Genomic DNA, 21,661 nt, shown 5'->3' with positions numbered 1-21,661 from the left:
CGTCAGGCTAAACATCCGATTCCCTGCCGACGGCGCCAACTGCCCACGACAGGTGTGTGAGTTTGCTCACGAGCTCGCGGACAAACCGGTCAAATCTGACCCGCAACGTGCCCCAGCGAAACGGACATTGACCCCCTGAAGCCATCATTCCGCTCCTGATCATGGCGACTGGGACACCCGGCACCGGGCGGCAACTCGCAAAGAAACGCCCGTTTTGGCCGGGATCACCCTCCACGACTGGTAACTCGGCACTCACAGCCCGTCACGGAGGTCACAGCTCGGGACACGGACCTTGTTGGAGATCCGGCACTGTGCTGGAATTCCACGGACCGCCGCGGGGATCGAACCGGCGCACCGGGCGCGACGCAGCGCCGAAGCGGCGGCGAGATCAGGGGGGAGCCAGCGCCGGTCACTCAAGACCACCCGGAGGGCGTTTTCAGGGCGCTCTCCACAACGCCGACACCGTGTCCCTCCGTTCACGCGGAGGGGTGCCTGGTCCAGAGGTTGCGACGCTAGTGCAGGGACGTTTCAAGAGGGATGGCAGCGCTTCGGCGGAGCCGGAGTCGCACGACGGGACTGGCCCCATGAAGGGCAGCTCCTCGCCCCAGCACGCCCAGAACCCGGGCCAGGCCCCGTCCGGGAACGGCGGCGAGCGCAGCGGACGCCCCGGCGCGTCGGCCTCGTCGGCCGCCACGGGCGGCGGCTCCGGTGCGGCCCCCACGCCGGCCGTGAAGCCCCCGAAGGGCCCCACCGGGCCCGGCTCACGCATGGCCCTGCGCAACTGGCGCATCTCCACCCGCCTGGTGTCGCTGCTGGCGCTTCCCGTCATCGCGGCGACCTCGCTGGGCGCGCTGCGCATCAGCGACAACATGGACGACATCCAGCAGCTCGACAACATGAAGCTGCTGACGGACATGACCAAGCAGGCCACCGAGCTGGCCATGGCGCTCCAGGACGAGCGCGACCAGTCCGCCGGTCCCCTGGCGCACGGCCTGTCGCAGAACGACTACACGGTCAAGGGCTTCGAGGAGAAGACCGACCGGGCCCGCGAGAACTTCCTCAACGCCTCCGAGCAGATCGACGCGGCGAGCAAGGACGGCAACCTCCAGGGCGTCCGCGACGCGCTCGTCGGCCTCGCCAACCAGCTGGACGACCTGGCCAAGATCCGCAAGACGGCCTACAAGTCGCAGAGCAACTCGACGCAGACGATCGAGTCCTACCACCGGCTGATCACCCAGCTGATCAGCCTGTCCCAGGACATGGCCGAGGCGTCCAGCAACCCGGAGATGATCTCGCGCACCCGCGCCCTGGCGGCCTTCTCCACCGCCAAGGAGTACGCCTCCGTGCAGCGCGCCACGATCGCCGCCGCACTGCCCGCGACCACGGACAAGAAGGGCGACCTCTCCGAGAACGACCGCCTGTACGGCCAGTCGGCATACCAGAGCGAGAACTCGGAAATCGCGATCTTCCGGAAGATCTACGCGAACAACAACGCCGAGGAACTCCTCAAGCCGATCGACGAGGGCAACCCGACGATCCAGTCCGCGGACACCTACGCCAAGCGTGTCTTCGACTCCCCCAACGGCATCCAGACCCTGAACAACCGGTCGTACAAGGACTGGGTGGACGACAGCTCGACCAAGATCGAGCAGATGAAGAAGATCGAGCACACGCTGCTCGAGGAGATGGAACAGAAGGCCCGCGAGCTGAAGAGCGCCACCCAGCGTGACGCCATCATCTCCGGTGCGCTGATCCTGATCGTGCTCGGCGTGTCGCTGGTCGGTGCCTTCGTCGTGGCCCGTTCCATGATCCGCTCGCTGCGCCGCCTGCAGGAGACCGCGACCAAGGTCGCCCAGGACCGCCTGCCCGAGCTGGTCAAGCAGCTGTCGGAATCCGACCCGCAGGACGTCGACACCTCCGTGGAGTCGGTCGGTGTGCACTCCCGGGACGAGATCGGCCAGGTGGCCGCGGCCTTCGACGACGTGCACCGCGAGGCGGTCCGCCTCGCCGCCGAGCAGGCCCTGCTGCGGGGCAACGTCAACGCGATGTTCACCAACCTCTCGCGCCGCTCCCAGGGTCTGATCCAGCGCCAGCTGTCGCTGATCTCCGAACTGGAGTCCCGCGAGGCCGACCCGGACCAGCTGTCCTCGCTGTTCAAGCTGGACCACCTCGCCACGCGTATGCGCCGTAACGGTGAGAACCTCCTCGTTCTCGCGGGTGAGGAGCCCGGCCGCCGCTGGACCCGCCCGGTCCCGCTGGTCGACGTGCTCCGCGCCGCCGCGTCCGAGGTGGAGCAGTACGAGCGCATCGAGCTGGCCGCCGTCCCGACCACCGAGGTCGCCGGCCGGGTCGTCAACGACCTCGTGCACCTGCTCGCCGAGCTGCTGGAGAACGCGACCTCGTTCTCCTCGCCGCAGACCAAGGTCAAGGTCACCGGTCACGCGCTGCCCGACGGCCGCGTCCTGATCGAGATCCACGACACCGGTATCGGCCTCTCCCCCGAGGACCTCGCGGCGATCAACGAGCGGCTCGCCTCGCCGCCCACCGTGGACGTCTCCGTCTCCCGCCGCATGGGCCTGTTCGTGGTCGGCCGGCTGTCGCAGCGGCACGGCATCCGTATCCAGCTGCGCCCGTCCGACTCCGGTGGTACGACCGCGCTGGTCATGCTGCCCGTGGATGTCGCCCAGGGCGGCAAGAAGCCCGCTCCGGGCAAGCCCGGTGGCCCCGGCGTGACCGGTGGTCCCGCCGCCGCGCAGGCCGCCGCCGGTGCCGCCGCAGCACGCCGCGCGAACGCCGGCAACGGCCAGGGCGGTGCCCTCGGCGCCGGCCCGGCCGGTGGCGGTCTGCTCGGTGGCGGTCCCGGCCCGCGCGGCCAGGTCGGCGCCGGCCAGGGTCCCCGGGCCGCGCTGCCCGGCACGGGCCAGGGCGGCCGTCCCGGTGCGCCGGTCGGTGCGCGTGGTCCCCAGGGCGGTCCCGGTGCGCCGGGGACTGCGGGTGGTCCCGGCGGTCTCGGTGGTCCGCAGCAGGGCCGGCCGGCGCCCGCGGGTGCCGGTGCGGGCGTCTTCGGCGGTCAGGCGCCCGGCGCTCCGCAGGGTCTGCAGGCCGCGAACCCGGGCGGCCCGCAGCAGGACGCCTTCGGCGGCCGTGGCCCGCAGCGGCCCGGTGCCGCCTCCGACCAGGGCCGCCAGCCCCAGCTGCCGCCGCGTGGCGGCCCGCGGGCCGAGCTGCCCGGCGGTGACCAGCAGCAGCGCACCCCGCAGTGGGGCGATGCCCAGGCTCCGCTGTCGCGTGCCTCGCTGGACGCCCCGCGCGGCCACGACGAGCAGGGCCCGGGCTCGACCGCGGAGATGCCCCGGATCGACGCACAGGGCCCGGCCGGCACGGGCGAGTTCGCCCGCCCCGAGCTGAACGGCCTGGGCGGCCCCCAGCACACGGGCCAGTACGCCCGTCCGGAAAACCCGCAGCAGACCGGCCAGTTCGCCCGGCCCGACGCCCCCGAGCTGCCCGGCCGCTTCGACGGTGCCGGTGACGGACAGGGCACCGATCCCTACGTCCGCTCCGACATCTTCGGCACGCCGGCGCCGCGGCAGGACGACACCGCGAAGAACGCCGGTCAGAACGCGGGCCAGAACACCGGCCAGTTCGCGGCTCCGCAGGGCTTCGACAACGGCTACGACGGCAGCTCCACCGGCCGGCACGCGCTGCCCGGCCGCCAGAACCCGGCGCACACAGGTCAGTTCGAGCGCCCGCAGCCGGCCGGCCGGGACGGCTTCGGCGCCCCGCGCCAGCAGGCCCCGCAGCAGCGTCCGGTGCAGCGTGAGCCGGAGGCTCTGCCGCCGGCCACCGGCCCGGGTGACGGCCGTACCCCGCTGTACGACACGCTGGAGACCAACTGGTTCCACGGCGGTCCGCAGGCGGAGGGCGCGCCCGCGCAGCAGCAGCCGCCGCAGGCACCCGCCCCGGCCCCACAGCGCCCGACGAACAGCAACGGCAACGGCAACAGCCCCACCACCGGTTCCTGGCGCACCTCGCCGAACGACGAACTCGTCCGGCAGGCCGAGCGCGTCCGGCAGCCCGCCGCGGGTGGGGTCACCACCTCCGGCCTGCCGCGCCGGGTGCCCCGGGCCAACCTCGTCCCGGGCACCGCCCAGCAGCAACAGCACCAAGCCGGTCCGCAGGTCTCGCGTGCGCCTGACGACGTACGCGGACGGCTGACCAATCTTCGTCGGGGCATCGCTCAGGGCCGTCAGGCCGGCAGCGGCCAGACCGGCAGCTACCCGAGCCCCACTCACCAGCAGGAGCGTTAGTTGAGTCCGATGAGCCAGGCGGCACAGAACCTGAACTGGTTGATCACCAACTTCGTGGACAACACCCCTGGGGTGTCGCACACGGTGGTGGTCTCCGCCGACGGCCTTCTGCTGGCGATGTCCGAAGGTTTCCCGCGGGACCGCGCCGACCAGCTGGCGGCCGTCGCCTCCGGGCTGACCTCGCTGACGGCCGGGGCGTCCCGGATCTTCGAGGGCGGCACCGTGGCACAGACGGTCGTCGAGATGGAACGCGGGTTCCTCTTCCTGATGTCCGTCTCGGACGGGTCGTCCCTCGCGGTCCTGGCCCATCCCGAGTGCGACATCGGTCTCGTCGGCTACGAGATGGCACTGCTCGTCGACCGCGCAGGGGCGGTACTCACCCCGGACCTGCGCGCCGAACTCCAGGGCAGTCTGCTCCACTGACCGCCTTCGGCACCACCCACCTCACGAAAACACCGTCCGGCCGCCACAATCCCCCCACCGGCCCCGTCAGACGGCTTGACTGACCGACTTGCTGTCCTGCCCGGAGGATTCATGACCCCGCCCACCGCCCATCACGATCCGTATGCGGAACCGTACGGGGACGAGGGCGACCAGCCGCTGGTCCGTCCGTACGCGATGACCGGCGGCCGGACCAGGCCGCGCTATCAGCTCGCCATAGAGGCACTGATCAGTACGACGGCAGACCCGGCTGCGCTCATGGGACTGCTCCCCGAGCACCAGCGCATCTGCCACCTGTGCCGGGAGGTCAAGTCGGTCGCGGAGGTCTCCGCGCTGCTGGCCATGCCGCTCGGAGTGGCCCGGATCCTGGTCGCCGACCTCGCCGAGGCCGGCCTGGTCGCCATCCACCAGCCGGGTGGCGACGAGAACAACGGCGGCGCACCGGATGTGACGCTGCTCGAAAGGGTGCTCAGTGGACTTCGCAAGCTCTGATGCGGGCCGGGCCACCACCTCGGCGAAGATCGTGGTGGCGGGCGGCTTCGGCGTGGGCAAGACCACGTTCGTCGGCGCGGTCTCGGAGATCAACCCGCTGCGCACCGAGGCCGTCATGACGTCCGCTTCGGCGGGCATCGACGACCTCACCCACACCGGGGACAAGACGACGACCACCGTCGCCATGGACTTCGGCCGTATCACCCTGGACCAGGACCTGATCCTGTACCTCTTCGGTACGCCGGGCCAGGACCGGTTCTGGTTCATGTGGGACGACCTGGTGCGCGGTGCGATCGGCGCGGTGGTGCTCGTGGACACCCGGCGCCTGGCCGACTGCTTCCCCGCGGTCGACTACTTCGAGAACTCGGGCCTGCCGTTCGTCGTCGCGCTCAACGGCTTCGACGGCCAGCAGCCGTACCAGCCCGAGGAGGTGCGCGAGGCCCTGCAGATCGGGCCCGACACCCCGATCATCACGACCGACGCCCGCCACCGCGCCGACGCCAAGAGCGCGCTGATCACGCTGGTGGAGCACGCCCTGATGGCACGCCTCAAGTAGCACCCGCGTACGTACCCAAGTACGACGGCGAACAGGGCAGTTGCGGAAAGCGGCACGGAGCCGGCTGTGGCCTTAGACACGGTCGGCTCCGACGTTCATAACAGTTCGGCAGAGGAATCGCCCGGCTTCACCACGCGACGCGGTCGCGCAGTGCCGCTGTGCGCACAAACGCCCCGCCTTTTGGCGGGGCTCGCTCTTTATGACCGTTTTATCTGGGGCTTACAAGAGGGTCGCTCCAGGGTTTCCGCTGTTTGGAAGAGCGCTGGTCCACGTGCTGGAATGCCTGAACTGCCCAATAGTCAAAGACGTACCTACCAAGGGGTCGATGACGAACCGGGCTCTGAGAGACTGCGGCACGACGTAGGTGCCGACCGCCGAGAGGTTGTTGGTCGAGTGAGGCGAAGCAAGAACGGTCCCGAGCCGTCGGCGCGGGGCAACTTCACCCCGCCGCCGCGCGCTGCGGCGCCCACCCCCGTGCCCGGCGCGGAACCGACGGCGGCCCCCGCCCCGAGCGGCGGCCGTTTCTCCCCGCGCAACTGGCGCGTGCCGACCAGACTGAACGCGATCCTGCTGATACCCGTGGCGGTCGGCCTCGTCATGGGCGGCTTCCAGGTGAAGAGCTCGATCGACACCTGGCAGCAGGCACGCGACGCCGAGAACACCGCCCGCCTGGTGCGTGCCGCCCTCACCTACGCCGACGCCCTCGAGAACGAGCGTGACGTCACCGCGGCACCCCTGCTGCTGAAGAAGACCGACAGCAAGAGCAAGGCGACCATCGCCGCCGCCCGCAAGGCCACGGACGACGCCGCCGACGGCTTCGACCAGGCCGCACAGAACATGCCGCAGAAGTCGGGCCTGGTACGCCGGCTGAAGCTGTTCCGCGAGGCCGAGCCCAAGCTCGCGCAGCTGCGGCAGGTCGCGTACACCTCCAAGGTGACCGGCGTACAGACCGAAGAGGGCTACGTCGAGGTCGCCCACCCCCTGATGGAGTTCGCCAACGAGCTCGGTCTGGGCACCGGCAACATCACCTCCTACGGCCGTACCGTCTACGCCATCTCGCTGACCAAGGCGGCGCTGTCGCTGGAGCGGTCGATCGGCACCCATCTGCTGGTCAAGCCCGGTCCGGACGCCCCCAACCTGGCGACCCAGCGGGTGTCCCTGTCCTCGTACGCCTACCTCGAGCGGATCGCCGTGGAGGAGTACAAGGGCGGTGGCACCGAGGCCGACGCGCAGAAGCTGAAGGACAAGCAGACCCAGATCGAGTCGCAGGGCGCCGCGATGGCCACGGCGGCCAAGCAGCAGAACCCGAACTACGTCCCGCCGCCCTCCGACCCGGCCAAGATGGTGGCGGCGCTGGCCACCATGAGGGACACCAGCCTCCTCACCCGTCAGACCCTCGCGGCTGGCGGCATCACCGCGGACAACTGGTACGCGGTCAACACGCTGAAGTACAAGGCGTACCGGCAGATCGAGTCGGACATGGCCGACCGGGCCGTGAACGAGGCCTCCGACATCGCCGACAACGCCAAGACCTCGGCGTTCATCACCGGTGGCGTCGTCGTGGTCGCCCTGCTGCTCGCCTTCGTCCTGGCCGGTGCCGTGGCCCGCCAGATGAGCCGCTCGATGCGCCAGCTGCGCAACGCCGCCTTCGGCATCGCCGAGCAGCGCCTGCCGATGCTGGTCGACCAGCTCTCCCGCACCGACCCCGGCCGGGTCGACACCCGGGTCGCCCCGATCCCGATCAACACGAAGGACGAGATCGGCGAGGTCGCCCGCGCCTTCGACCAGGTCCACCGTGAGGCGGTCCGGCTCGCCTCCGAGCAGGCCCTGCTGCGGGGCAACATCAACGCCATCTTCACCAACCTCTCGCGCCGCAACCAGTCGCTGATCGAGGGCCAGCTGACCCTGATCACCGACCTGGAGAACAACGAGGCGGACCCGGACCAGCTGGAGAACCTCTTCAAGCTGGACCACCTGGCCACCCGTATGCGCCGCAACGGCGAGAACCTCCTGGTCCTCGCGGGCGAGGAGCCCGGCCGCCGCTGGGACCAGCCGGTCCCGCTGGTCGACGTGCTGCGCGCCGCCTCCTCCGAGGTGGAGCAGTACGAGCGCATCGAGCTGTCCGGCGTCCCCGAGGCCGAGATCCACGGCCGCGCGGTCACCGACCTCGTCCATCTGCTGGCCGAGCTGCTGGAGAACGCCACCACGTTCTCCTCCCCGCAGACCAAGGTCCGCGTCACCGCGACCCGGCTGCCCGACGGCCGCATCATGATCGAGATCCACGACAAGGGCATCGGCCTGACCGCCGAGGACTTCGCGGACATCAACCACAAGCTGGCCAACCCGCCGACCGTGGACGCCGCGATCTCCCAGCGCATGGGCCTGTTCGTGGTCGGCCGGCTGTCCGACCGGCACGGCATCCGCGTCCAGCTGCGCCCCTCGGGTGAGCAGGCCGGTACGACCTCCCTGGTCATGCTGCCGGACGCGATCACGCACGGCGGTGGCGGCGAGGCGCTGGATCGCGAGGAGTTCACGGTCTCGCAGATCATCCCGGAGCAGCAGTTCCAGGGCGAGAGCTTCCACCAGCAGCAGCCGATGCGCACCGCCGCCGAGCTGGGCTTCGACGACAGCCAGTACACGGAGGTCCCCGACGACATCCGTGAGCTGGATCCCGTCGGCCGTTCCCTGATGCGCGAGGAGCGCCGGGCGGCCCTGGAGGCCCAGACGCACGGCCAGCAGACCGGCGAGCCGCAGGCGGAGGCCGCCGAGGCCTCCGGGTACGAGGGCCCGCTCTTCGACGGGCGGCAGGCCTACCAGGAGCAGCCGCAGCCGTCGTACCAGGAGCAGGCCTACCAGCAGCAGCCGCAGCAGACGTACGAGGAGCAGACGTACGCCGAGCCGCAGCAGGCCTCGTTCCAGGAACAGTCGTACGACAAGCCGTACGAGGAGCAGTACTACGCGCCGAACGGCGGCTATCCGGACCCCGGGTATGCGGAGCCGGCGCAGGCCCCGTCCTACCAGGACGACTGGCCGCAGCAGCCGCAGCAGCCGCAGCAGCCGCAGCAGCCGCAGCAGCCGCAGAACGGCTACCGGAACGGGTATCCGGACCAGTACGCTCCGGAAACGGAATCCTCGCAGGCCGCTGACGCAAGTGAGCGGAACCGCGTAGGCTTCGACCGTCCGGGACCGGGCTCTCCCGCGGGCCACGAGCTGACCGACGCCGGGCTGCCCCGCCGCGGATCCGTCGCTAGCGGCTCCAACGGCTCGGGTACCGCGAACGGCACGGCGCGCGCGCAGCAGGAAGCCACGGCACCGGACAACACACCGGCGGCGGGCGGCGACAGCGACTGGCGTTCGGCCAACGACGAGCGCTGGCAGCAGGCCGCGCAGCTCCGGAAGCCCAAGGCAGGCGGGGTCACCGCCTCGGGCCTGCCGCGGCGGGTGCCCAAGGCCAACCTGGTCCAGGGTTCCGCCGAAACCACCCCCCAGGGGGGCCCACAGGTCTCCCGCGCCCCGGAGGACGTCCGGGGCAGGCTGAGCAACCTGCGTCGGGGCGTCCAGCGCGGACGCAGCGCAGGCAGTGAAACGAACGGCCAGGCCACTAGGAATCAGCACAGTGGTCCTGACAGCACCTACAACCAGGAGCGTTAGTGTGAGCCCGATGAGCCAGGCGGCACAGAACCTGAACTGGTTGATCACCAACTTCGTGGACAACACCCCGGGGGTGTCCCACACGGTGGTGGTCTCCGCCGACGGACTCCTTCTGGCGATGTCCGAAGGCTTCCCCCGCGACCGCGCCGACCAACTCGCGGCCGTCGCATCCGGTCTGACGTCGCTGACGGCAGGCGCCTCCCGGATCTTCGAGGGAGGCGCTGTGAACCAGACGGTTGTGGAGATGGAGCGGGGATTCCTCTTCATCATGTCCGTATCCGACGGCTCCTCGCTCGCGGTGCTGGCCCACCCGGAAGCGGACATCGGCCTCATCGGGTACGAGATGGCCCTTCTGGTGGACCGCGCCGGCACGGTCCTCACCCCGGATCTGCGTGCAGAACTCCAGGGAAGCCTTCTCAACTAACAGGCGAACGGTGCGTATACGCGTCCCGGGGCCGTAAGGTTTCGGGACGCGGCTCCACACGGATGGGTGCCCGGCACAGTCGGAGGAGGAGAAGAGAGTGGCAACACCCCCAGGCGGTTCGAATTCGGGCAACTGGTCGTACGGCCCTGCCCAGGGCCGCGGCGACGGTTCCCAGAACCCGAACCGTTACAACTTCCCCTCCGCCCCGGGCCATCGGCAGCCGTACGCTCCTCAGGGCCCCGGCCCCTCGCCGTACGACCAGCCGCCGGCCCCGCGCATCCAGCCGGTGCAACCGCAGCGCCGCCCCGAGCCGGCGCCCGCGACCGCGTCGAACAACCCCTTGGTGCGTCCGTACGCCATGACCGGCGGCCGGACCCGCCCGCGCTACCAGCTCGCCATCGAGGCACTGGTGCACACCACCGCCGCTCCGCACCAGATGCAGGGCCAGTTGCCCGAGCATCAGCGGATCTGCAACCTCTGCCGAGAGATCAAGTCGGTAGCCGAAATCTCCGCGCTCCTGACAATCCCCCTCGGCGTGGCCAGGATCCTCGTCGCCGACTTGGCGGAGGCGGGCCTGGTCGCCATCCATCAGCCCGGCGGCGACGAGAACGCCGGTGGCCAGCCAGACGTGACACTGCTCGAAAGGGTGCTCAGTGGACTTCGCAAGCTCTAGCGGCGGTCCTTCCCGCTCCACCACCTCCGCGAAGATCGTGGTGGCGGGCGGCTTCGGCGTGGGCAAGACCACGTTCGTCGGCGCCGTCTCGGAGATCAACCCGCTGCGCACAGAGGCCGTGATGACATCCGCGTCGGCGGGCATCGACGACCTCACCCACACCGGGGACAAGACGACCACTACGGTCGCCATGGACTTCGGCCGTATCACCCTGGACCAGGACCTGATCCTGTACCTCTTCGGCACCCCCGGCCAGGACCGCTTCTGGTTCATGTGGGACGACCTGGTGCGCGGTGCGATCGGCGCGATCGTCCTGGTCGACACCCGGCGCCTCGCCGACTGCTTCCCCGCGGTCGACTACTTCGAGAACTCGGGCCTGCCGTTCGTCATCGCCCTCAACGGCTTCGACGGCAACCAGCCGTACAACCCGGACGAGGTCCGCGAGGCCCTGCAGATCGGCCCCGACACCCCGATCATCACGACCGACGCCCGCCACCGCGCGGATGCCAAGTCGGCGCTGATCACCCTGGTCGAGCACGCCCTGATGGCCCGCCTGCGGTAACGGCGCCGCTTCGGGCAACCGACAAGCCTCTGTCTCTCTTCGTGAGGGACAGGGGCTTTTGTCGTTGTACGGGGACGGTTGGGCTGGTGGCTGCGCAAGCGGGACGAGGCTCGGCGCACCGGCTGACGGCAGGCGGACCTGGTACACGCCGAGAGCCGCCGACTTCGTGGACGAAGTCGGCGGCTCTCGGTGTCGAGGATCTCTGGCCCTCAGTGCCAGCTGTGCGGTGCCCGGAAGCCCGGCTCGCGCTCAAGGCGGCGCCAGCCGGCCTTGGCGCGGCCTCGGTGGGTCCGGGCGGAAGGCTCCGGCTGGGCAGCCGCGCGGGCCAGGAGGACGGCCGTGATGGCGGCGACCTCCTCGGGCTCGGCGTGGCCCTTCTCGACGCGGATGTCAGGAGTGCTCATGGGTGTCAGTCTCCGTGAGAGAGAGGTCCGCGGGGTTGCCGCGGCGGGTCCGCCCGGTTACTGCGGGGGGTTGCCGTGCTTGCGGGAGGGCAGGTCGGCGTGCTTGGACTGCAGCATCGCCAGGGACTTGACCAGGACTTCGCGGGTTTCGGCCGGGTCGATGACGTCGTCCACCAGGCCGCGCTCGGCCGCGTAGTACGGGTGCATCAGCTCGGACTTGTACTCCTTGACCATCCGTGCCCGCATGGCCTCGGGGTCCTCGGCCCCGGCGATCTGACGGCGGAAGATCACGTTGGCCGCGCCCTCGGCGCCCATGACGGCGATCTCGTTCGTCGGCCAGGCGTAGGTGAGGTCGGCGCCGATCGACTGGGAGTCCATGACGATGTAGGCACCTCCGTACGCCTTGCGCAGGATCAGCGAGATCCTCGGCACGGTCGCGTTGCAGTAGGCGTACAGCAGCTTCGCGCCGTGACGGATGATCCCGCCGTGCTCCTGGTCGACACCGGGGAGGAACCCCGGCACGTCCAGGAAGGTGACGATCGGGATATTGAAAGCGTCACACATCTGGACAAAGCGCGCAGCTTTTTCACTCGCCTCGATGTCCAGGACGCCCGCCAGCACCTGCGGCTGGTTGGCGATGATGCCGACCACCTGGCCGTCCAGGCGGGCCAGCGCGCAGATGATGTTCCGCGCCCAGCGCTCGTGCACTTCGAGGTACTCGCCGTCGTCGACGATCTCCTCGATGACCTTGGCCATGTCGTACGGCCGGTTGCCGTCGGCCGGGACCAGGTCGAGCAGGACGTCGGACCGGCGCTCCACCGGGTCGGAGGAGTCCACCCGGGGCGGGTTCTCGCGGTTGTTCTGCGGCAGCAGCGACAGCAGGTACCGCACCTCGGCGATGCAGGTCTCCTCGTCGTCGTAGGCGAAGTGGCAGACACCGCTCGTCTCGGCGTGCACATCGGCGCCGCCGAGGCCGTTCTGGCTGATCTCCTCGCCGGTCACCGCCTTGACCACGTCCGGCCCGGTGATGAACATCTGCGAGGTCTCGCGGACCATGAACACGAAGTCCGTCAGGGCCGGGCTGTAGGCCGCGCCGCCCGCGCACGGGCCCAGCATGACGCTGATCTGCGGGATGACACCCGACGCCTTGGTGTTGCGCTGGAAGATGCCGCCGTAACCGGCGAGCGCGCTGACGCCCTCCTGGATACGGGCGCCCGCACCGTCGTTCAGCGACACCAGCGGCGCACCGGCCGCGATGGCCATGTCCATGATCTTGTGAATCTTGGTGGCATGGGCCTCACCCAGTGCACCACCGAAGATCCGGAAGTCATGGGCGTAGACGAAGACCGTACGGCCCTCCACCGTCCCCCAGCCGGTGATCACACCGTCGGTGTACGGCTTCTTCGCCTCCAGGCCGAAGCCGGTCGCCCGGTGCCGGCGCAACTGCTCGACCTCCTGGAAGGACCCCGGGTCCAGGAGCAGCTCGATCCGCTCCCGCGCGGTGAGCTTGCCCTTGGCGTGCTGCGCCTCGGTCGCCTTCTCGCTCGGGCCCGCCACGGCCTGGGCACGAATCTCGTGCAGCTCGGCGACCCGTCCGCGCGCGTCCGTCGGCTCGCCGGTCGGCTCATCCGTCGTCTCTTCCAAAACGGTCATGTAGCGACCTTACGAAGGATGCCAAGGAAAGCGAGCCGTCGACTCCGTACAGTCTCCGGGCCGTTTTCCTGGTACCAGTGAACAGAACCATGGCCGCGTGCAGCCCTTTCGACTGGTCACAGGGCATCGGCATTGTAGGGAGGACACAAAGACGTCACCTGAGAGCCACCTCACATTCGAGGAGCCCGGATGCCATCCCCAGGGTGACACGACCCCTCGGGCGGACGTCCACCGGCATACCCGACACAGATGATGTTGAAAGTCGAACTAAAAAGGGCTACCGTGCAAGGCGTGAGGTTGTTTAACCTTCAACAGACCGTTCGGACACCCCCTGGAGCAGGACATGGGCTTCTTCAGCCGCAAGGACAGCACCCCCGCGACCACCGCCACGCCGGCCGTCACGGGCCCCGACCTCACCGCGCTGACCGGTGACTACACGATCGACCCGGCGCACACCACGATCGGTTTCGTCGCCCGGCACGCCATGGTCACCAACGTCAAGGGCAGCTTCCACGACGTCACCGGCACGCTGCACCTGGACGGGGCGGACCCCAGCAGGTCCACCGCCACGCTCGACATCAGGATGGACAGCATCGACACCGCCAACGCCGACCGGGACGTGCACCTGAAGTCGTCCGACTTCTTCAAGACCGACGAGTTCCCGGTCATGACCTTCCGCTCCACCAAGGCGGAGGCCCTGGGCGGCGACGACTACCGCATCACCGGTGACCTGTCCCTGCTCGGCGTGACCAAGCCGATCACCATCGACCTGGAGTTCAACGGCGCCGCGAAGGACCCGTTCGGCAACGAGCGCGTCGGCTTCGAGGGCAAGGCCGAGATCCTCCGCTCGGAGTGGGGCCTGACCTGGAACGCGGCGCTGGAGACCGGCGGCGTCCTCGTCTCCGACAAGATCAGGCTGAACTTCGACATCTCGGCCGTCAAGAACGCGTGACCCCTCCGGGGGTTCAGCCGGAAGACATCGGCCGAGCAGTGGACGGACCGCGCGGGTCGGCTTCAGAACCCTCCCCCGAAGTCGCCCCCGCTGTCCCCTCCGCCGAAGTCGCCGCCGCCGCTGTCCCCGAACCCGCCCCCGAAGTCCCCGGGGTCGAAGTCCGTGCCGGAGACATCGCCCCCCTCGTAGCCGCCCCCGTAGTCGCCCCCGCCGAAGTCGCCGTACCCCGTGCCGTAGTCGGCGGCGTACGACGGCGTCGCCATGATGCTCCCGAGCAGGGTGCCGACGAGCAGGCCGGGCAGGATGCCGCCGCCGAAGTAGCCGCCCGCCCAGGGGCCGTAGGCGGGACCCGCGTCCCAGTAGGGGCGGCGGCCGTAGTCCGTGTCGACCTCGCGGATCACCGGGTCGCGGCCGTCGGCCAGCCGGGTGGCGTCGGCCGCGCAGACGGGGACCTGACGCGCGGCGCCGCCGGGCGGGGTCCAGGTGGCGTCGGTGACCGAGGGGCCGTGGCGCGGATCGAAGAAGCAGGGCGGGCGGCGCTCGGGCAGGGGGCGGCCCTCACGGCGGGCGGCCAGCCGGGCCAGGGAGAAGCGGCCGTCCTCCAGGGCCTCGGTGACCGTGCGGACGTCCTCCGGGCGGCTCGCCTGCGCCATGCGCTGTTTGGCGGTGTCGTAGGCGTCGAGGGCGTGCTCGTAGTCGGCGCGCATCGCGTCGTCGGCACCGGGCCCGGCCGGCTGGAAGTCGAGGCGGTCCAATTCCTCGCCGAAGGCGGTGATGTCCTCGTCCACGACCACCCGGAGACGGTCGAGCGCGGCCCGCTGTTCTTCCTCGCGGCGCCGTCGGTTGCGGCGGACCAGCGCGAATGCGCCCACACCGCCCGCCAGCACCACCGCGCCGACCGCGATCAGGGCCGCACTCGACGCACCGCCGCCTCCGCTCGAGCCGCCCCAGCTCTTCGGGGCGTGGCCGCCCATGTGGGCCAGGGCCCGGTCGGTGAAGTCGGTGAGCTGGGCCTTGGCCGGCTCGCCCTGGACGCTCGTCACCAGGTTCTGCCGGGCCGTCGCCGACATGACGGAGGCGTCGGCGCGGGCGTCGAAGCGGTCGCCGAGGCGGATGCCGTACAGGCCGGTGATGCCGGTGGCCGCGCGGAGTCGGGAGAACAGGCCGGCCGTCGGGTAGTCGGCCGGGAGCACCGCGATGAACAGCGGTTTGTTCGCGTCCTTGATGCGTTTCGCGAGCGCGTCGGCGTCCGCCTTCGACAGCTGGGCCGAGGCGGCCGGGTCGACGTAGACCGGGCCCTTGCGGAACGCCTGGGCGATCGTGGAGATGCCGGTCTGCGCGCTCGCCGCGGGCGCGAACAGGGTCGCCATGACCAGGGCGAGGGCGGCCAGCAGCAGTGCTGGGAGGCTTCGGGTCCGCAGGACGGCCTTCATGCTTCGAAGCTACCCGAAGCCTCCCGTGAGCGGGCGGAACGATCCCGGTCTACGCGGCCCGGTATGCCGCCGTCAGCTTCTGCACCGCCGTTCCGTACCGGCCGGTGAGCAGCAGGTGGTCGGCGTCGGCGAAGGGTTTCGCCACCGCCGGTGTCAGCCGCTCCCCCAACCGCTCCCGCACCCGGTTCTGGACGATCAGCCGCGCCTTGGTCACCAGCGCGCGGCCCACCCCGTCGGCGCCCGTCCGTTCGGCCGCCGTCGCCGCCGCAGCCAGCGCCTTCAGGGTGGCCGTACCGCCGCGCGGGACGCCGGTGAGGGTGGTCAGGCCCCAGCCGTACGGGAACTGGGGGTCGTACGACGCGTCGCCCACGTTGATCGGCAGCTGCGCCTCGGACTTCGGCCAGGTGACCGGCAGCTGTCCGGTGAAGGGGCGCCTGCCGTAGAGGACGTCGGCGACGCCCTCGCCCTCGGTGCCGGGCAGCCAGGAGGCCACCAGCGCGTCGATCGTGCCGAGCCGGTCGCCGATGAGCTGGGGACGGCCGGAGACGATCAGCACCGCGCACTTCATGGCCGCGCACACCTTGTCCACGGCCGCCTGGTCGGCGGCGGACAACTGGAGGCTGCGGCCGTTGCCGACGTCGCCGACGCCCTCGGCGTACGGGGTCTCGCCGACCACGACGACGCCGACGTCGTAGCCCGCCAGAGGTGCCGAGGCGTCCCTGGAGTAGGTGACGTCCCCGCCGGCCTCGCGCATGCCCTGCAGGATGGTCGTGCCCCGGGTGTGGGTGCCGGACGCGCCCTGCCAGGTGAGGGTCCAGCCGCCGGTCTGATTGCCGAGGTCGTCGGCGTTCGACCCGGCCACGTACACCTTCTCGCTCTTCTTCAGCGGCAGGACGTTCCCGCTGTTCTTCAGCAGGACCTGCGACTCGGCGGCTGCCCTGCGGGCGACCGCCCGGTGGGCCGGGGAGCCGATGGCGGCGGCGCCGCTGGTGTCGGCGTAGGGGTGCTCGAAGAGGCCGAGCCTGAACTTCTGGGTGAGGATGCGGGAGACCGCGTCGTCGATCCGCCGCTCGCTGATGCGGCCCGCCTTCACCTCGTCGACGAGCGTGCTGCTGAAGTCCTTGTAGCCGTACGGCACCATCATCATGTCGACGCCCGCGTTCACCGCCGTGCGCACATGCGCGGCGTAGTCGCCGGGGAGCTGGTCGATGGCGTTCCAGTCGCTGATGACGAAGCCGTCGAAGCCCATCCGGTCCTTGAGCACGCCGTTGATCATGTCGCCGCGTGCGTGCATCCTCACCGGGCCCCGGCCGTCGCCGGTGATGTCGAGGGAGGAGTACGACGGCATGACCGTGCCGATGCCCCGCTCGACGGCGGTCCGGTACGGCGCCAGATGGATGTCCTCCAGCTGCTGCCGGGTGACGGTGGTGACCCCCTGGTCGATCGTGTAGGTGCCGGTGGTGGAGGAGCCGTAGGCGGTGCCGCCGTCGCCGGCGAAGTGCTTGGCGGTGGCGAGCACCTTGTCGTTCCGGCTCAGGTCGCGTCCGTCGGCGCGGCCCTGGAGGCCCTGGATGATGGTCTCCATGGACTGCACGAGGGCCGGGTCCTCGCCGAAGGACTCGTAGGCGCGGCCCCAGCGTTCGTCACGGCTCACGCACAGGCAGGGCGCGAAGTCCCAGGGGATGCCGGTGGCGCGGACCTCGGCGGCCGTCACCTCGCCCGTCTCCTCGGCGAGTTGGGGGTCCCGGGTGGCGCCGATGCCGGTGTTGTGCGGCATGATCGTGGCGCCGGTCAGGTTGTTGTGGCCGTGGACCGCGTCGACGCCGTAGATCAGCGGGACCTGGAAGCGGGTCGCCCGCGCCCGGAGCTGGAAGCCGTCGATCATCCTGGCCCAGGCCTCGGGGGTGTTGGGCGTGGGCGTGGAGCCGCCGCCGGAGAGCAGCGAGCCGAGGGCGTACGTCGTGATGTCACCACCGCCGCCGACGGCCCCGCGCTCGGCCTGTGTCATCTGCCCGGCCTTCTCCTCCAGGGACATCCGGGAGAGCAGGTCGGCGACGCGCTTGCGCACGGGCAACCCGGCGTTCAGATACGGCAGTCCGTGCGCGTCGATGACGATCTGCGGGGTTTCCGCCGGGGCTTTGGCGCCGGTGACCGTGAGCTTGAGCGGGACGGTCTCGGCGGGTTCGGCGGTCCTGTCCTTGCGGGTGGGCACCTCGATGGTCTGCGAGGCGCCGGACGCGGTGCCGGCCGGGAAGGTGAGGGTGCCGGAGACCGGGGTGTAGTCCCGGCCGGCGGTGGCGGAGCCGCCCTGCGTGGTGTACGTGACCGTCACGGGGTCGTCGACGGGCTGGTCGCCGGTCGTGACCAGGGTGACCTTCACCTGGGCGGTGCCGCCCTCCTTGACCGGGTGGACGGGCGCGCCGGTGGTGACGGAGGCGCGCAGCGACTGGTCGGCCCTGCCGTACAGCTCCACGTCGTCCATGGCGAAGTCGCCCCGGGTGCCGGGCGGGAGGGTGACCGCGTACCCCCACATCCGCGTGAGCCCGAGGACGTGGTCGATGCCGCCGACGGGCTGGTAGTCGGTGCGGTACCGGAAGTCGGTGAAGGGGATCTCGATGCGCTTCCAGCCGGTGAAGTCGTCGGTGAAGGAGGTCGTCCAGAGTTCCGAGGCCTCGCCGTTCGCGCCGCCGTCCTTGATCTCGAAGGCGATCTTCCTGCCGTTGTCGCGGCCGTCCCACCAGAAGCGGATGCCCTGGTGGGCGGACCAGTCGTGGGCGGGCCGGCCGGCGGCGAAGTCGTGGGTGAAGCCGCCGTAGCCGCTGATGTCGTAGGTGCCGGTGAGGACCTTGGCGCCCTCGGGGGCGTCGGCGCGGCCGGTGAGGCGGAGGGCGGGCGGGTCGTCGGTGTCGCTCCCCCAGGTGAAGATGCCGTCGGCGGGCTGGGAGGCGAAGGGGACCTCGCCCTCGAAGCGGTCGACGGGGACCGGGGCGGGGTCGTCGGCGGCGTGGGCGGCGGCGGACAGGGGCAACAGGGCGGCGAGCAAGGCCCCGGAGACGAGCAGGGCGGTTCTCGGCATAGACCTTCCCTCGGCTCTCGCGGTTCACTCATGTCTTAGATCACGCCGTGAGTTAACTAACGGCCCCTCAGGCCCGTCAAGACGTCGTGTCAGACAGGGATTCATGGAAATGACGGTCGCCATGCTGCGCTTCCGGGCTTCGCGGCTCATGGTAGGGCTATGACCACACCGCAGGATCTGTTCCTCGTCAGTCTCGACGTGCCCGGCGATCACCCCGTCGAGCAGGGTGATCTGTCACTGGCGCTCGCGGGGGCCGAGCTGATCGATCTGCTCGGCGCGCGGGCTCTCACCCTGGACGGTGAGCGCATCGTGCCCGGTCCGGTGCTGACCACGGGTGACCGGATGCTGGACGAGGCCGGGGCGGCGCTGGTGCGGAAGGAGCCGTACGAGACCGTCGAGGACTGGCTGTGGCGCCGGGGGCAGGGGCTGGCCGTGGCCTATCGCGACGTGCTGGACGCCGAGGGGCAGCTCTCGGGGAAGCGGCACCGCTGGCCCCACCGAGCCGACAAGGCGGCGGCTGCCGACACCCCGGCCCGGCGGCATGCCGCCGACCGCTGGTGGTCCCGTGAGCCGGTGCTCGCCGGGCTCGGCGCCGCCCTGGGCGTCCAGAGCGAGCGGCCGCCCGAGGAGGAGCCCGGCGACGAGGCGGTCGTCACCGTCCTGGTGGCGGTCGGCGACGCGGTGACCGAGCTGGAGGCCGTGCGCGAGCGGCGGCGCATCGAGAACGCGGCCTTCGACAACATCTGGCGGGCGCCCTGAGCCTCAGAAGTCCGGCTGCCTCAGGGGGCCCGCTGCCTCAATGGGCGCGGCTGCCTCAACGGACGCGGCCGCCTCAGGAGAGCGGCTGGCCGATGCCCATCAGGTTGCCCTCGCTGTCCCGGAACCAGGCGGCCCGCTCCCCGCGCGCGCCCTTGCTCGGGTAGTTGCCCTCGATCTCGGCGATGCCGTCCCGGGTGCGGAAACCGGGCGCGTCCACGTCCTCGAACACGACCCCGCGCCGCCTCAGCGCCGCCACGACCGCCTCCAGGTCGTCGACCTCGAACGCCATCTGGGTGAAGGTGCCGGGCGAGACCCCGGTGGAGCGGAACACCACGAAGTCGGTCCCGGCGCACCGGTACAGCAGCCCGCCGGGGCGTTCGTCGACGGGTTCGAGCCCGAGCTTGTCGGCGTAGAAGCGCCGGGCCCGCGCCAGGTCCCCGGCGGGCAGCCGGGTGGCCACGCGGGCCCGGGACAGCAGATCGGCGGTGTCTGTGCTCATGCCTCCACTGTGACTACTCCGCCGGCGCCACGCCCGCCCGCAGCAGGCCGTACGTGTACGCGTCCTCCAGCGCCTGCCAGGAGGCGGCGATGACGTTCTCGGCCACGCCGACCGTGGACCACTCGCCGGAGCCGTCCGAGGTGGAGATCAGGACCCGGGTGGTGGAGGAGGTGCCGTGCTTGCCCTCCAGGATGCGGACCTTGTAGTCGACCAGCTCCAGCTTGGCGAGCTGCGGGTAGATCTTCTCCAGCGCGACGCGCAGCGCGCGGTCGAGGGCGTTGACCGGGCCGTTGCCCTCGGCCGTGGCGACGATCCGCTCGCTCTTGGCCCACAGCTTGACGGTGGCCTCGTTGGCGTGGGTGCCGTCGGGGCGGTCCTCGACGATGGCCCGCCAGGACTCCACGTCGAAGTACTTCAGCGGGCGGCCCTCGACCTCGGCGCGCAGCAGCAGTTCGAAGGAGGCGTCGGCGGCCTCGTACGTGTAGCCCTTGAGCTCGCGCTCCTTGACGCGCTCGACCACCCGGCCGACCAGCTCCCGGTCGCCGCCGAGGTCGATGCCGAGCTCCTTGCCCTTGAGCTCGATCGAGGCGCGGCCGGCCATGTCGGAGACCAGCATGCGCATGGTGTTGCCGACCAGCTCGGGGTCGATGTGCTGGTACAGGTCCGGGTCGACCTTGATCGCGGAGGCGTGCAGGCCGGCCTTGTGGGCGAAGGCGGATACGCCGACGTAGGGCTGGTGGGTGGACGGGGTGAGGTTGACGACCTCGGCGATGGCGTGCGAGATCCGGGTGGTCTCGCGGAGCTTGCCGTCGGGCAGCACCTTCTTGCCGTACTTCAGCTCCAGGGCGGCGACGACCGGGAAGAGGTTGGCGTTGCCGACGCGCTCGCCGTAGCCGTTGGCCGTGCACTGCACGTGGGTGGCGCCCGCGTCGACGGCGGCGAGGGTGTTGGCGACCGCGCAGCCCGTGTCGTCCTGGGCGTGGATGCCGAGCCGGGCGCCGGTGTCGGCGAGGACGGTGGAGACGACGGCGTGGATCTGGGCCGGGAGCATGCCGCCGTTGGTGTCGCAGAGGATGACGACGTCGGCGCCGGCCTCCGCAGCCGTACGGACGACCGCCTTGGCGTACTCGGCGTTGGCGCGGTAGCCGTCGAAGAAGTGCTCGCAGTCCACGAAGACCCGGCGGCCCTGGTCCTTCAGGTACGACACCGTGTCGCGGACCATGTCCAGGTTCTCGTCCAGGGTGGTGCGCAGCGCCAGCTCCACATGCCGGTCGTGCGACTTGGCGACCAGGGTGATCACCGGGGCGCCGGACTCCAGCAGGGCCTTGACCTGCGGGTCCTCGGCGGCCTTCGCACCGGCGCGGCGGGTGGCGCCGAAGGCGACCAGCTGGGCGTGCTTGAAGGCGATCTCCGCCTGCGCGCGGGCGAAGAACTCGGTGTCGCGCGGGTTCGCGCCGGGCCAGCCGCCCTCGATGAAGCCGACGCCGAAGTCGTCCAGGTGCCGTGCGATGGCGAGCTTGTCCGCGACGGTGAGGTTGATGCCCTCGCGCTGCGCGCCGTCGCGCAGCGTGGTGTCGAAGACGTGGAACGAGTCGTCGAGCTCGCTGGTTGCCGTCTCGGTCATGGTCTCAAGGCTCCTGTTGTGAATCTTCGGTCTTACCGGAATGACCGGCTCCACCGTCCCCCCAATGGTCCCTCGCGCTGCGCTCCCGGCTGAAGGTGGGCCGGAAAACGAAAAAACCCCTCGCGGGTGCGAGAGGTCTGCGCGCGGGTCGAGGA

16 protein-coding genes are annotated in these 21,661 nt (G+C 70.6%); 10 read left to right on the top strand and 6 right to left on the bottom strand.

What is annotated here, in order from left to right:
- Nucleotides 1-515: 515 nt before the first annotated feature.
- The 8 genes from ABZ624_RS21445 to ABZ624_RS21410 all read left to right on the top strand — a co-directional run bounded on the left by ABZ624_RS21445 (nt 516) and on the right by ABZ624_RS21410 (nt 11,106).
- Nucleotides 516-4,307, top strand: coding sequence for a nitrate- and nitrite sensing domain-containing protein (locus ABZ624_RS21445; RefSeq protein WP_360091046.1), 3,792 nt, complete (start codon nt 516-518; stop codon nt 4,305-4,307).
- A gap of 9 nt (nt 4,308-4,316) precedes the next feature.
- Entirely contained in the window at nt 4,317-4,730 is a 414-nt protein-coding gene (locus ABZ624_RS21440) for a roadblock/LC7 domain-containing protein (protein WP_023546525.1), read from the top strand.
- Between the two features lie 111 nt (nt 4,731-4,841).
- Nucleotides 4,842-5,240, top strand: coding sequence for a DUF742 domain-containing protein (locus ABZ624_RS21435; RefSeq protein ID WP_009190816.1), 399 nt, complete (start codon nt 4,842-4,844; stop codon nt 5,238-5,240).
- Nucleotides 5,221-5,796, top strand: coding sequence for an ATP/GTP-binding protein (locus ABZ624_RS21430; RefSeq protein ID WP_191876339.1), 576 nt, complete (start codon nt 5,221-5,223; stop codon nt 5,794-5,796). Before ABZ624_RS21435 ends, ABZ624_RS21430 begins: the two co-directional genes overlap by 20 nt.
- A gap of 393 nt (nt 5,797-6,189) precedes the next feature.
- On the top strand, nt 6,190-9,447 hold the full coding sequence (locus tag ABZ624_RS21425; RefSeq protein WP_360091043.1) for a nitrate- and nitrite sensing domain-containing protein: 3,258 nt from the start codon (nt 6,190-6,192) through the stop codon (nt 9,445-9,447).
- 10 nt (nt 9,448-9,457) lie between these two features.
- Complete coding sequence (locus tag ABZ624_RS21420; RefSeq protein WP_003993185.1) at nt 9,458-9,871, top strand: roadblock/LC7 domain-containing protein; 414 nt, start codon at nt 9,458-9,460, stop codon at nt 9,869-9,871.
- A 97-nt stretch (nt 9,872-9,968) separates the two neighbouring features.
- The gene (locus ABZ624_RS21415; protein ID WP_351240156.1) at nt 9,969-10,544 is read left to right on the top strand and encodes a DUF742 domain-containing protein; all 576 of its coding nucleotides are present in this window, start codon (nt 9,969-9,971) and stop codon (nt 10,542-10,544) included.
- Nucleotides 10,525-11,106, top strand: a complete 582-nt coding sequence (locus ABZ624_RS21410; RefSeq protein WP_026248371.1) for an ATP/GTP-binding protein — start codon at nt 10,525-10,527, stop codon at nt 11,104-11,106. The genes ABZ624_RS21415 and ABZ624_RS21410 overlap by 20 nt, the downstream gene beginning before the upstream one ends.
- A gap of 209 nt (nt 11,107-11,315) precedes the next feature.
- On the opposite strand, the gene ABZ624_RS21405 is transcribed toward ABZ624_RS21410, so the two are convergent.
- Together ABZ624_RS21405 and ABZ624_RS21400 are read right to left on the bottom strand one after the other, a co-directional pair.
- Nucleotides 11,316-11,510, bottom strand: coding sequence for an acyl-CoA carboxylase subunit epsilon (locus ABZ624_RS21405; RefSeq protein WP_360091040.1), 195 nt, complete (start codon nt 11,508-11,510; stop codon nt 11,316-11,318).
- 57 nt (nt 11,511-11,567) lie between these two features.
- Nucleotides 11,568-13,163 carry an acyl-CoA carboxylase subunit beta gene (locus ABZ624_RS21400; protein ID WP_360091037.1) on the bottom strand — a complete coding sequence of 532 codons (1,596 nt, stop codon included), beginning with the start codon at nt 13,161-13,163 and terminating at the stop codon, nt 11,568-11,570.
- A gap of 343 nt (nt 13,164-13,506) precedes the next feature.
- Here ABZ624_RS21400 and ABZ624_RS21395 point away from each other — a divergent pair, with 343 nt between their 5' ends.
- Entirely contained in the window at nt 13,507-14,115 is a 609-nt protein-coding gene (locus ABZ624_RS21395) for a YceI family protein (RefSeq protein WP_360091034.1), read from the top strand.
- 62 nt (nt 14,116-14,177) lie between these two features.
- On the opposite strand, the gene ABZ624_RS21390 is transcribed toward ABZ624_RS21395, so the two are convergent.
- Both ABZ624_RS21390 and ABZ624_RS21385 read right to left on the bottom strand, forming a co-directional pair.
- The gene (locus tag ABZ624_RS21390; RefSeq protein ID WP_360091031.1) at nt 14,178-15,548 is read right to left on the bottom strand and encodes a hypothetical protein; all 1,371 of its coding nucleotides are present in this window, start codon (nt 15,546-15,548) and stop codon (nt 14,178-14,180) included.
- A gap of 49 nt (nt 15,549-15,597) precedes the next feature.
- Nucleotides 15,598-18,624, bottom strand: coding sequence for a glycoside hydrolase family 3 N-terminal domain-containing protein (locus ABZ624_RS21385; RefSeq protein WP_360091028.1), 3,027 nt, complete (start codon nt 18,622-18,624; stop codon nt 15,598-15,600).
- A gap of 159 nt (nt 18,625-18,783) precedes the next feature.
- Between ABZ624_RS21385 and ABZ624_RS21380 the strand changes: the two genes are divergently transcribed.
- The gene (locus ABZ624_RS21380; protein ID WP_360091025.1) at nt 18,784-19,383 is read left to right on the top strand and encodes a GPP34 family phosphoprotein; all 600 of its coding nucleotides are present in this window, start codon (nt 18,784-18,786) and stop codon (nt 19,381-19,383) included.
- A gap of 73 nt (nt 19,384-19,456) precedes the next feature.
- On the opposite strand, the gene ABZ624_RS21375 is transcribed toward ABZ624_RS21380, so the two are convergent.
- Both ABZ624_RS21375 and cimA read right to left on the bottom strand, forming a co-directional pair.
- A complete protein-coding gene (locus ABZ624_RS21375; protein ID WP_360091022.1) occupies nt 19,457-19,882 on the bottom strand; it encodes a VOC family protein in 426 nt (141 codons plus the stop codon).
- Nucleotides 19,883-19,895: 13 nt separating this feature from the next.
- Complete coding sequence (cimA, locus tag ABZ624_RS21370) at nt 19,896-21,506, bottom strand: citramalate synthase (protein WP_360091019.1); 1,611 nt, start codon at nt 21,504-21,506, stop codon at nt 19,896-19,898.
- Nucleotides 21,507-21,661: the final 155 nt, after the last annotated feature.

Origin of the sequence: Streptomyces sp. NPDC007205, from assembly GCF_040634095.1 — a bacterium.
GTDB lineage: Bacteria > Actinomycetota > Actinomycetes > Streptomycetales > Streptomycetaceae > Streptomyces.
This window is presented reverse-complemented; position numbering and strand designations above follow the sequence as displayed.